The 12298-nt window shown below is 76.1% G+C and carries 7 protein-coding genes; all 7 read right to left on the minus strand.

Going from position 1 to position 12298, the window contains the following annotated elements; genetic code table 11:
- Positions 1 to 31: 31 nt before the first annotated feature.
- The 7 genes from MTF69_RS33845 to MTF69_RS33875 are packed head-to-tail and all read right to left on the minus strand — an operon-like array spanning position 32 to position 12283.
- On the minus strand, positions 32 to 1468 hold the full coding sequence (locus MTF69_RS33845) for a hypothetical protein (RefSeq protein ID WP_243340191.1): 1437 nt from the start codon (positions 1466 to 1468) through the stop codon (positions 32 to 34).
- Positions 1465 to 3057: a hypothetical protein gene (locus tag MTF69_RS33850; RefSeq protein ID WP_243340192.1), complete on the minus strand. Its 1593-nt coding sequence runs from the start codon at positions 3055 to 3057 to the stop codon at positions 1465 to 1467. The genes MTF69_RS33845 and MTF69_RS33850 overlap by 4 nt, the downstream gene beginning before the upstream one ends.
- Positions 3054 to 5897, minus strand: a complete 2844-nt coding sequence (locus tag MTF69_RS33855) for an AAA family ATPase (RefSeq protein WP_243340193.1) — start codon at positions 5895 to 5897, stop codon at positions 3054 to 3056. Before MTF69_RS33855 ends, MTF69_RS33850 begins: the two co-directional genes overlap by 4 nt.
- Complete coding sequence (locus MTF69_RS33860; RefSeq protein WP_243340194.1) at positions 5890 to 7503, minus strand: hypothetical protein; 1614 nt, start codon at positions 7501 to 7503, stop codon at positions 5890 to 5892. Before MTF69_RS33860 ends, MTF69_RS33855 begins: the two co-directional genes overlap by 8 nt.
- Positions 7500 to 9656 (minus strand): phage tail protein, encoded by a 2157-nt coding sequence (locus MTF69_RS33865; protein ID WP_243340195.1) that lies wholly within the window; start codon positions 9654 to 9656, stop codon positions 7500 to 7502. The genes MTF69_RS33860 and MTF69_RS33865 overlap by 4 nt, the downstream gene beginning before the upstream one ends.
- Entirely contained in the window at positions 9656 to 11872 is a 2217-nt protein-coding gene (locus tag MTF69_RS33870) for a putative baseplate assembly protein (RefSeq protein ID WP_243340196.1), read from the minus strand. The genes MTF69_RS33865 and MTF69_RS33870 overlap by 1 nt, the downstream gene beginning before the upstream one ends.
- Positions 11873 to 11890: 18 nt before the next feature.
- Entirely contained in the window at positions 11891 to 12283 is a 393-nt protein-coding gene (locus tag MTF69_RS33875) for a GPW/gp25 family protein (protein ID WP_243340197.1), read from the minus strand.
- Positions 12284 to 12298: the final 15 nt, after the last annotated feature.

The raw sequence follows: 12298 nt of genomic DNA on the forward strand, positions 1-12298 counted from the left end.
TAGCAGTTCGACCGGCCCGATGCTATGTGCGCTACGTCACCGATGCGTCACCCAATGCGATGTCTGGAGTCTGGTCGGCATCCTGCTCACGCGTGTCCTGCTGCGACTTCCACTGCTCTTCGATGCACCGGCGTTGATCCCTACGGACGAACGCCACCCAGCGGGTCACCGGCTCGTAGTGCGGGCCCAAGGGAACGAGGATGTCGACGGGCACCCGCTCTCGAACTCGTTCGTCGAGCTTGATCCGGATGCGGTCGCGGTGCCGGGCCTCCTCCACCGCCTGCGCGACGTCCGCGACGGTGACCGCGCAGTAGCGCAGCTCGACCGCGTCGCCCAGGTACGTACTCATCCGATCCCGCAGCTCCTCCAACCACTGCGTCAGGTCCCCGTATTCGACGGGCAGGTAGCCGGCGGGAGGGAGTTCGTCGAACCCCAGGTCCCGCAGCGCGTGAACGCCCTTTCCCGGACGGGTGGGCGGGCTGTACCGACCGGTGCGGACGCCCTCGGCGAGCTCGGTCAGGTCTTTCCCCACCTCCAGCTTGGTGTGCCGCTTCAGGTAGTCCTGGCCCCCGAAGCTCAGCAGCTTGTGCACCAGCGGGCCCAACGCGCCTTCCGGCACCCCCGGCTTGCCCGTCACGTCCGCCAACTGGGCTTGGAACTGCAGGATCTGGGCCATGAACACGTCCCAGGGGCGCATACCGAGCCGCATCTGCCAATAGCGCTCGGGCGGCGGCGCCCCCCGGTCCCGGCGGGCGGTCCACGTGTCCGTCTCCCATGCCCCCTCGCAGTGCCTGATGAGCGCGGCGAGCCGGACACCCGCGGGCCTGCCCGCCACGCCGGGCGGCTCCCAGTGCCGGGGGAGGTCGGGCGCGTCCGAGCGGTACGGCCAGGGGTCGGCCGCCAGCCGCTCGGCGCGGAAGTACCAGTTGGCGAGGAAGTTGCGGCGGTGCTTGGCCGACTTCCCGCCCAGGCCCTCCGCGAGGGCCTGGACCAGCCGGATCCGGACGCCCTCCACCTCGTAGGGGCGGCGGACGGTGCCGGAGCCGGAGCAGGGGTCGTCGCAGTAGGCGCCCTGGACCGGGGCCTCGCCGTACTGCCAGGTCGCGGGAACGGCCTCGACCCACCAGAAGCCGTCCTCGCGGAAGTTGTCCGCCGGCAGCGGCAGGCTCGTCAAGCGCCCGGAACGCAGCGCGATGCCGTCCGCCGTGACGGCGAGGCCCGCGCCGACGTGCAGGGCGCCGTCCTCCAGTTCGACGGCGAAGCCCTCGACCACGCCCGGGCCGCCCGCCTCGCCCAGGGCTCGGGCGTGGGCCTCGGTGTGGTCCTGGATGCGGTTGAGGTGCTCGGCGCGCAGGAAGAGGCCGTCGAAGGCGTTGAGCCGTTCGATCCCGCCGCCCGCCGTGTCCAGCCTGCCGTCGGACCCGGGCCCGGGGGCCGTGCCCGTCACGGGGGGTTCGGTTGTGGTCATGACTCGGTCCTTCCTGCGGCCGACTCCCGGGACGAAGGCGGCAGTTGGTAGGCGATGACGGCGTCATGCCCCTCGTGCCTGCCGCCGGGCGGCCCGCCGGCCAGGCCGGCGAGCGGCACATGGGGGTCGCGCCCGTAGAGCGGTTTGGGGCCGGTGCCGTGGATCCGGATGCGTACGGTCTCGTAGGCGGGGGGCTGGTCGAGGTCGACCACCACCGTGAGGCCGTCGGGCGTCACCTGGACGTCAGCCACCTCGTCGGTGGCCCAGCCGTACCCGTGGGACGAGAGCGAGCTGATCTCGATGCTGTCAGGCTCGGCGGAGCCCTCCACCAGGGGCTTGGTGACCTTGAAGCTGAAGCCGGCCTTGTCCTCGTTCCAGTTGAGGTTGGGGATCACCCGCGGACCGCCCGCGTCCACCTCCCCCGCCGCGCCCAGCAGCCCCGGGGCCAGCCCGCAGGCCAGTTCCTGGATGGTGGTGGTCGGCAGCACGGGGGTGCGCACGTACGGGTCCACCTCCACGTCCCCGATGCGCACGCAGCCGTCGTACTCCGTGACCCCGACGGTCAGTTCGGCCAGGAGGATCCCCGCGTGGTCCTCGGTGACCGGGGCCCACGACGGGCAGGCTTCGCCCTCCTCGCGCTCGGGGGCGAGGTCGGTGACGTCCTTGGCGGCCAGCCACCGGAAGGCGTCGAGCAGTGCCTTGGTCCGGTCCTGCGCGGACTCCCCCGCGACCTGCTCGGCCATCGCGTGCGCCTCCTCGTCGGCCCGGTCCCCCAGCCGCGGCTCCGCCAGGCCGAGCAGGATCCGCACCCGGCGGTACGGGCGCCAAGGCGGCGGCGGGTCCTCGCGAACCGTGATCCGGGCGCTCTCGACGATCCGGGAGAAGTCGTCGTGGCGCCGGGTCACATCGCACGGGTCCGCCAGGGCGGGCACGGGCCGGTCCGGGCAGGAGGCGAACTCGGCGACGACCCAGGCCCGTAGGGTCCGGTGGACGGGCGGGCAGGGCTCGCCGTCGTCCCCGTCCCCGTCCCCGCTGCCCTGCTCGGGGACGGGGTGGTGGGTGCCGGGACTGCCGTGGCCGTGGCCGTGGGTGTGCCCGTCGTCGTGGTCGTTGCCGTATCGGTGGCCATCCTCACGGCTGTTCTCGTGCCCGTCGCCCTCGCCGTAGGTCCGGTCGGCGAGGGCCGGGTCCCCGCCGGTCGCGCTCGCCGCGGCGTCCTCCACGTCCGGCTCCGCCGGGTGGGCCTCGATCCAGGCCTTCGCCCACTCCGCCAGGGACAGGCACCAGGAGCTCTCCAGGTGCACCTCGCGGCCCAGCCCGTCCACGCCCAGTCCGGCCCCGACCCGCAGTTCGTCGCCGTGACGCCCCACGGGCAGCCCCCAGACCACACCCGGGCCGTGCTGCCAGGCCTGGTGCAGCATCAGCTTGCCGCGCGGATTGCCCATCAGGACACGGAAGTCGTCCTCGCCGAGCAGCATCCCGAAGGCCACGCGCAGCGCGAGGAACGGGTTGACGGGCAACTCGTCCCCGGCGCAGGGCCCGGGGTCGCAGGGGCCCGTGTCGCCGTGGTGGGTGCCGAGCGCCGTCATGAGCTCTCCTTCTGGGTGGGTGCGGTGGTCCGGGCTGCCGCGGCGAGGGCCAGCGCGGCCCGCCGGTCGAGGGGGGTCCCGTGCGGCTGGGGCGGCTCACCCGGGAAGGGTCGGCCCGCCTTGGCGTACTCACGACGCATGGCGTGCACCAGGTGGCGCTGCCGGACCGTGCCGCCCTCGTCGGCGGCCCGGAAGGCGGCGCCGATGGCGGCGTTGCGGATCCAGCCGCCCGGCACCGGGTAGCACCGGGCCAGCGCGCGCAGGTCGACGTCGGGGTCCAGCAGCGGGGCGGGCAGGTGGAGGTCCCACATCCGGTGCCGTCCGTCCTCGCCGGGGAGCGGGAACTCCACGACGAAGTCCATCCGCCGGATGAAGGCGGCGTCGATGTTCTGCCGCAGGTTCGTGGTGAGCACCGCGAGGCCGTCGAACCGGTCCAGCCGCTGGAGCAGATAGGCCGTCTCCATGTTCGCGAAGCGGTCGTTGGCCTCGGAGATCTCGGTGCGGGTGCCGAACAGGGCGTCGGCCTCGTCCAGGAGGAAGACCGCCTGGGTACGCTCGGCGACCTCGAAGCAGGCCGCCAGGTTCTTCTCGGTCTCACCGATGTACTTGGAGACCAGTTCGGAGCCGTCGACCACCAGCAGGTCCCGGCCCGCCTCGGCTGCCAGTACCTCCGCGGCAAGGGACTTGCCCGTGCCGGGCGGGCCGGTCAGCAGCAGCCGCACGCCCCGGGAGGCGCGGGCGGCCTCGCGCAGCTGCCAGTCGTCCAGGACCAGCGCCTGATGACGCAGCCGGGCCACGGCGTCCCGCAGCTGTACCTCGGCCTCGTCGGACAGGACGAGCCGGGGCCAGCGGGCGCGCGGGCCGACCAGGTCGACGCCCGGCGGGAGTTGCGCCCCGGCGCGAGCCCGGATGGCGGCGGAGACGTCCCACGCGTCCGCGTCGTCGGCGTCCTCGGGGGTCAGCGCGGCGCGGCTGCGCAGGTCGAGGGCCACCTGTGCCGTGAGGGCGGGGTCCAGGGGGTGGCGGGCGGCGAGTTCGGGAGCCGACCGGTGCGCCTCGGGCAGGGCCGCGCGCCAAGCGGCGCGGCGGTCCGCCACGCCGACGGGGCCGAGGGGGACGGTGAGTACGGGCCGGTCGGGGCCGGGCCGTACGGCGCCCGGCGGGGCGCACACGAGCAGCGGCCCCGGCAGCCGGCCCAGTGCGGGGACGGCGGGCGCGACTCCCGCTGCGGGGTGCGGCGCGACCAGCAGCGGTACGGCGTCCCGTACCGCCGCGTGCAGGCCGAGCAGGCCCATGGCCTCCGGGTCGTCCGGGCGGGCGCGGGCGGCGACGAGCCCGAGCCCGGCGGCCGCGGCGAGGGCCGCGCAGCGGCTGAGGCCGACGGTCTCGTCCCGGGCCGAGACGAGCAGAACCCGGGCGTCGGTCGAGCGCAGGGCAGCCACGGCCCGTCGGCTCTCGGGGAGTTGGAGCCAGCCGTCGAGTCCGGCGACGGGCGGGCCCGGGTCGACGGGGTCGAGTGCGGCGGGCCAGGCGGGCAGCCCGTGCAGCGCGTCCCAGAGCCGGTCGGCGACGGTGAGGGAGCGCTCGTGGAAGGGGCCGGTGCCTGAGAGCGCGAGGATGCCGGTGCGTGCCGCGGCGCCCTCGTTCAGCAGCCGGCGCAGGGCGGCGCGGTCCGTGTTCTCCAGGAGCAGGCAGGCGAGGCCGACGGTGGGGTGGGGCTCGCCGGTGGGGTGCATGGCGCGGAGGGTGCGGGCGAGGCCCTCGTGCTCCTCGGGGAGGCCGGCGAAGAGGACCAGCTCGACCTCGTCGGGGGTGAGGCGGTGGTGCTGCGCGAGGCGGTCGAGGCGGGTGTCGGTGAGGCGCGTTCCCGGGGCCTGCGCGAGGGTGAGCGCGGCCCACTCCCTGAGGAACCCGGCGGAGGCGGCCCCGGCCTCGGGGCTGCACGTCCGCTCCACGACCGCGGCCAGCCTCCGCGCCACGCCGGCCACCCGCGCGGCCACGTCCCTGCTGACCCGGTCGTGGGTCTCGGCCCGTCCCCCGACGCCCCCGGGCTCCCGGCTGGCCCCGTCGGTGTACGGCTCGTCGCCATCCGGCGCGGGTCCCGCATCGTGCACCCGCCGCGCGCCGCCATCCCCCTCGGCCGGACCCCGCCTGCCACCACCGCCCGGCTCCGCCGAACCGCTCACGCCGCGCCCGTCAGGACCGCCCGCCGCCGCGGCGCCGTCCGCCGCCGCGGACTCGCAGGACGGAGACACGGCCGAGCCGTCGCCGGCGAGCGGTGCGGTCCACTTCCCTGCGGGACCATCCCCAAGCCCCTTTTCGCCGTGCCGGGATACAGCTCCGCTGCGGGCGGGGCTTGCGGCCCCGGTCGCCGCCCCGAGCACGCCGGCGCCGTCCGGCGCCGCCGGGAGGCGGGCGGGGAAGTCAAGCGTCGCGCGCAGGCTGCCGGCGTCCGCCGAGGGAACCCCGGGCCCAGGGTCCGCCGCCGTGCCGTCGCCGTCCGGCTCTCGGCTGACCCCGTCGGCGGTGCCCAGACCTTCCTCGTCGTCGTTGCACCTGTCGTCGTCCGGCACCGTCGGGTCGGCGGATGCCGCCCCGGGCGTGTCGCGCCCGCTCGGCCCCGCCGGGCCGGGCGCGGGCTCGTCGGCGGGCTTCGGCTCCGGCGGGACGCCCTCACCGGAGTCCGGACCGCCGGGAGGGGGCCCGGGCTTGGCGGACCCGCCGGAGCCAGGCTCACCCTGTTCTGCGCCCGAGGGCTCGGCCTCGGGGCGCGTGGGGAGGTTCAGCTTTCCCCACAGGCGCGGGCGGGCGGGCCGGGCTGGGGGCTTGGGGTCAGGCATAGACGTACCTCACTACCGCGCCGAGCCAAGGGAGCCAGCCAGGGTCGAGGTCGAGGCCGGCACGGCGGATGTCGGGGTCGGTGTCGGACAGGTCGAGGTGGGCCTCGATCCAACCGGGGGCGGCGGCGATCCGGCCGGGGCGTCGGGCGAGGGCGGCGACCACCTCGAAGGGCTCGCACGGGGACTCACCGTGGAGGCGGGAGGCCGTCGCGTGGGCCCAGGACGTGGCGAGGGCGGCGATCGCGGCGGACTCCGGTTCCGTGGGCGGGGGGGCCGCGAGAACCAGGGCGGCACGGTCGCGGTCGAGGCCGGCAAGGGCCAGGAGGGCCGGGTCGTCGGGGGCGACGGGTGGGACGAGGGCTCGGCCTGCCGCGTACAGCGTCCACGGCAGCGGCCGGGCGGCCAGGGCCGGTTCGTCCAGGGCGCGGTCGGGCAGCCCGGCCTCCGGTGCCGTCGCGAAAAGGAAGAGCAGGCCGGCCCAAGGCGTGGCCGGCCTTTCGGCCTCCTGTTGCGGGGCGAACGGCTCGGCTGCCGGGGTTGGGCGAGAGGGCGGCTGCGGCGGGCGGCGTACCGGCGTCGCATCCGGGGGAGGCGACGGGTGAGGTACCGACACCGAGGCGGGGGCGGGCGGCCGTAGCAGCTCCCCCGCGGCGGCCGCCCGGAGTCCGTCTGCCAGCAGTGCCGGCAGCCCCGCCCGCGGCGGCCGGCGCACCGCGGCCGGGTCGGTCTCGGCCGCCACCAGTACGGCCCAAGCGGCCCGTACCGGCGCGGTCGACCGCAGCCGGGACTGGCGTACCAGCTCGATCAGCACCGAACCGGCCAGCAGCGCCCGCGCCAGCTCCCACGTAGCGGGGACAGCCGACGGAATCACCCGTTCCGGGGCTGGGGCCAGGTCCGGGTCCAGGACCGGAACCTGGCCCGAGTCCAGGGCCGGGACCCGGTCGGGGGCCTGGCCCGGCTCCGGGGCGGTGCGGCCCGCCGGGGCCGCGTACACCGCCGGATCCGTCCAGGCCGGTACGGCGACCAGCGCGGCCAGCTCCGCCCAGCCCACCCGGCCCAGCGCCCGGTCCAGCGGCGCGAGTCCGCACGTCCGGGCGACCCGCAGCACCGCGCCCGGCGCCAGGTGCGGCCGGCGGCCGAGCAGGGCCAGCACCGCCGGGCCCGGTGCGGTACCCGGCCCGGGGTCCTCCGACCGCAGCAGGCCGGTCTGCCGCCAGGCCCACAGCCGGGCCAGGCGGCCCGTCGCGATGCCGGCAACCGCATCGGCCACGAGCGCCATGTCGTCGGGGTAGTGGACGAGCCCGGCCCGATCCCCCCGCGCACTCCCCTCGCGCAGCATCCGCCCCACCGCCGCCGCGACCGCCTCGGCCCAGTCGCGGGCCAGCGCCGGCTCGGGCCGGTCGAGGTCCAGCGGCACGGTCAGCTCCAGCCGGGGCACGCACCAGCGGCCCGGCGGCAGCCGCAGCCCGCGCAGGGCCTCCGCGAGCCCGCCGTCCTCGGTGGCGCGGCGCAGCGGCGCGGCCAGTCGCTCCGGCGGGGGCGGCTGCGCCCCGGTGTACCGCAGCGTGACGGACAACCGGTCGACGACGAGGGTGGGTTCGCTCATCCGACCCGCACCGCCCCTGCGATGGAGCTCTCCCCGACCCGGGACCCCGCGGCCGGCACGCCGACGATGCCGTCCTCTCCGGCCCGTACGGCGCCGACGACGGCCGGGGCCCAGGCCGCACCGGGGCCGACGACCGAGGTCAGCCCGACGTGCAGGGCGCGGCCGATCCGCATGCCGGCACCCAGCGGGCAGAGGTCGACGACCGTGTGGGCCGGCTTGTGGGTCTCCACGATCGTGCGCACGACGTCCATCTGCTCGGCCGTCAGCTCGGCCGGGATCAGCACGCTGAACCGGTGAGCGGTGGCGGTGTAGCCGTCCTCACCGGGCCGGGTGCCGCCGACGGTGAACCTGCCGAGCGCGCCCGCGGTCGCGGCTCCGCCGCCGACGGCGGGGGCGGGCGGCCCGCCGGGCCCGGTGCCGAGCACGGCGCCGCCCAGGCCGCGCAGCCGCCAGTTCTCCACGACGCCGACCGGCAGAGGCAGGTAGAGGCGCAGCAGCCGTTCCAGGCAGGCCGCGGTGCCGCGGATGCGGAAGAGGTCGTACGCCTGCCCGATCAGCGCCCGCCGGGCGGCCACGGGCCAGCGCCGGTCCAGGACCAGCCCGAGGAGCGAGGCGAGCCAGCCGAGCGCTTCCTGAGGGGTCGCGGTGGGGTCGAGCAGTACGGTGCGCAGCGCGGCCCGCGCGTCGAGTTCGTGCAGCAGCCCTTCGGCGGGAGCGAGGAAGCGCTGGAGGAACTCGGCATCGGTCTCGTCGCGGCTCCAGGACTTGGGGAGCCCCGCGGGCAGCCGGTGGCCGGGGCGCTCGACGCGCAGGGCGCGCACGCGCGGGGTGACGCGCTGCGAGCCGCGAAGGCGCAGCACGATCCACAGATAGCGACCGGGCGGGGCCTGGACGGGCGCCTCGTACGTCTCGAAGGAGTCGTCGGGCGCGATCTGCGCCCAGGGCCACTCGCGTCCGGTGGGGCGCCGGAACAGCGCACCGCTCGCGGAGAGCCGGCCGCCGAACTCGGTGCGGGGCGGCAGCGGCGGGGTGGCCTCAGGGTGCGGGACGGTGCTCGGGCCGTGCCCGGGCGGGGCCCAGGGCAGGGCGTCGGAGACGGTGTCCTCGTCGCTGGTGAGGAAGCTGACCCGGACCTCGGTGCCGTGCGGTACGCAGGCGTCGAGGAAGAGCCGGCCCCAGCGGGTGCGGTACTCGCCGGCGTCGAGCCGGTAGCTGATCACGCTGCCGGTGGACGGGTAGCGGGTGGCGGCCGCGGTGGTGCGGGCGATGCCGGTGCGGGTGGTGTACGCGATCCGGCCGTCGGGGGCGATGGTCATGGCCCCGCCGTCGTAGCCGGGGGCACGCAGGGGTTCGAGCTCGGTCCAGTCGGCACCGTCGGGGCGGAAGCGGCGGAACGACCGGCCGGGGGTGCGGGCGACGACGAGGGTGCCGTCGGGCGCGAGGTCGAGGTCACCCGCGTCGGGGACGGCCAGGGCACGGCTGCCGTCGGTGCGGGCGATGACGGCCGGTCCGCCACCGGGGCCGGTCCACAGGGCGTACAGGATGCCCGCGTGGTCGGCGAGGCGCGTGGGGCGCAGGTGTTCGGCGGCGGGCGGCCGGTGGAGGATGGGGCCGCGCAGGGGGCCGCGACGGCCTTGGAGGAGGACGATGCCCTCGGGCCGGGTGAGCAGGACGGCGGCCCCGCCGCAGTGGGTGGTGGCGTCGAGCGGGCGGCGGTGCGGGTGGGCGCGGTCGCGTACGGGGACCCGGCGCAGCAGCCGCTCCCCCCACAGGTCGGCCACGTGGACGGTGCCGGCTCCGGACTCGCAGATGTAGAGCCGCTGGGCCTGGTCGACGGCGAGGCCGCGCGGGACGCACAGGGTGCCGGGGCGGGGCTGCCCGCCGGGGCGGTCCGCGCCGAGGGCCGGGGTGGTCTCCGTACTGACTTCGACGCGGCCGGTACGGGGGTGTGAACGGTAGGCGCGGCCCCAGCGGTCGAAGGCGAGCCCGGCGGGCCCGTACCCGTCCGACGGCTCCGGCTCCGGTTCGGGTTCCGGTTCGGGCTGCCAGGCGAGGCAGACACCGCCCTCGTCGAGGAGGGCGGTGGACTCGTGGCGGCAGCGGGCCCACTGGTCGCGGTCGGCCAGGACGCTCAGGGCGCGGTCGCCGTGCATCAGCACACCTCCGGGGGCAGCGGGACGATCACGGGGTCGCCGGGCGGCGGGGGCGGTGAGCCGTAGCCGGTGCCGACGGGCAGCGGGTTGCCGGTGACGACGGTGATCTCGGCGAGCCGCGGCACTTCCCACGGGCGCAGGGGCACCAGGGGCAGGGGGGTCCACCCGCCCGCCCCGCCGGCTCCGGATCCGCCGCCGGGCCCGGAACGGCGGGCCAGCAGCAGCTCGTCCTCGATGTACTCCAGCCCTTCCACCTGCGCGGCGACGGCTTCGAGTTCGGCGCGGCGGACCGCCCGTCCCAGCGGCCAGCCGGCTCCGTCGGGCCCGTACGGCGGCAGCGGGGCGAGGTACTGACGCAGGATCAGTTCTACCCAGCGGCGCACCGCGTCGGGCTGGTACCCCTCGCGCGCCCGCACGCCCACGGAGACGGCGATGTCGGCGTACGTGGGCGGGATCACGTACAGCTCAGTGGTGACGAGGCGGCGTGGGTTGAGGTGGGCCGCAACCCGGCGCAGCAGAGCCAGATCGGGCAGCGGAGCGCCCGGGTCGCGCAGGTCCTCGACGGGGAACACCAGCACGCTGACCACGCCCGCTGCGGGCTGCGTGGGGGTGTCCGGGTGCAATAGCGGAAGGGTCTCGGCCCGTCGTACGCCCGGCACTTGGAGGGTGAGGGCGCGGAAGTCGTCGGCTGTGACGGCCCGGTCCCTGCGGTGCACCTCGGCGGGCAGCGCGTCCAGGGCGTCGGCGAGGGAGGCGGGGTCGGCGCCGCCCGCGGCGGGCAGGGGGTTGCGCACCTTGACGCCAGTGACACCGGTGAGGGAAGCGACGGCGCCGGCCGGGACGTTGCCCGTGCTGCCGCCGCCGTAGCGGTACGACGTGACGCGGATGCGCTCCCCGATGCGCGGAACCCGGCAGCGGGTACCGAAGCGGACCAGGCCCGCTTCCGCGTCGAGGGAGTAGTGCCGGTCGAAGGGGCCGTCGGCGGCGAAGTCCTCGACCTCGTCCCAGACGCGCCAGCCGTCGGGCTCCTCCACTTCCAGCCGGGTGCTGCCCGCGAGGACGGGACGCTGGGTGAGGCGGTACGCCTGGCCGGCGTCGCCCGTTCCGGTGCCGAGGAACTCGGGGGTGGCGGAACGGGCCTGGACCGCGCCGACGGCGTTGACGCCGACCCAGCGGACACGGTGGATGGCGTCGTTCTCGCCCGCCGGGCGGCGCACCCGCAGCCAGCCGACCACCCGGACGGCGAGGTCGGCGTCGTCCAGGGGCGGGGGGCTGTTCAGGCCGCCGTCGCCGGTGGTGGCCGCGGGGTGGGCCGGGAAGGCCCTGGGGAGGGTGAGGGAGACGACTCCGGTGGTGGTCAGCCCCCGGGTGGTGTCCGAGAGGACGGCGAGCGGGGTGAAGGGTGTGGGGGCGGTGGGCCCGTTCCACAGCTCCCAGTGGAACCCGGGAGGGGCGGTCACCAGGTCGTTCGCGCGCAGCCGGGTGGGGTCCTGAGGGTTGCGGGCCACGAGGTCGAAGGGGCGCGGGAGTTCCTCGTCGAGGGCGACGCCGAGGAAGAGCGTCTGGCCGCGCAGGAGGGCCGGGTCGGTGGTGTTCTTCCCGAGCAGCGCGACCCACAGGCTCTGGTCGACGGTGGTGCTGACGTCCAGGGGCGGGCGGTCGCCCGCGAGCGGGTCGTCGGGGACGGCGGTGGTGACGTAGAACAGCGGTTTCACACCGCTCTGCTCCTGGGCCCTGACACGGGCCCGCACCGCGTCAGGGAGTGCCTCGACGGCGTTGTCGCGGCGCCGGGCCTCGGTGGTGCCGGGCGCCGCGGGGGCGGCGGTCTTGCCGACGGCGCTGACCTCCAGGGGCCAGGCGACCACCTCGTTCTCGGTCTCGAAGGCCACGGCCCCCGCACGGGCCTCGGCACCGCGCAGCACCTGGACGCCCTCGGGCCGTTCGGTGTCGAGGACGAGCAGGGTGCGGGCGGTCAGGGCGGGCCGGGGCCGCACGCCGAGCAGCCGGAGGAAGGCGACCTTGGTGGCGTCGGGGATCTGGTTGAAGCGGAAGAGCAGCGACTCGCCGAGGTGCGCGAAGAGTTCGAGCAGCGCGATGCCCGGGTCGCTGGTGTTGTGGTCGGTCCACTCGGGGGCGTAGACCGGGATCCGCTTGACCAGCTCGTCCCTGAGCTGCTCGAAGGTGCGGTCGTCGAGGATGGGCCCGATCAGTGGCATGCGGTCGTCACCCGGCCCCTACCGCAGGTAGAACGGGTAGACGAGGTTGTCCGGGCGCAGGTCGGCCAGCCGGACGAAGGCGATGTCGATCCACACCAGGGTCGGTTCCTCGCCGGGGGTCACGGCGACCTCCGTGACTCTGATCCGCGGTTCCCAGCGGGTGAGCGCCTCGGCGATCTCGGCGCTGATCGCGGCGCGGGTGGCAGCGGAGTTGGGCTCCATGAGGTAGCGGCGCAGTCCGCAGCCGAAGGTGGGGCGCATCACGCGTTCGCCGGGCTCGGTGTCGAGGATGGTTTCGATCGACTGCCGGATCAGGGCCTCGCCCCCGGCCCAGGCCAGCCCCCCGCCGCCCTGCGGCCGCAGGGGGAAACGTACGCCGGTGCCGAGCCAGGCGTCTGTCGCTGTGCTCACGGTCATACCCACGAT

The sequence above is a fragment of the Streptomyces sp. AP-93 genome (assembly GCF_022808175.1).
In the GTDB taxonomy this organism is placed as follows: domain Bacteria; phylum Actinomycetota; class Actinomycetes; order Streptomycetales; family Streptomycetaceae; genus Streptomyces.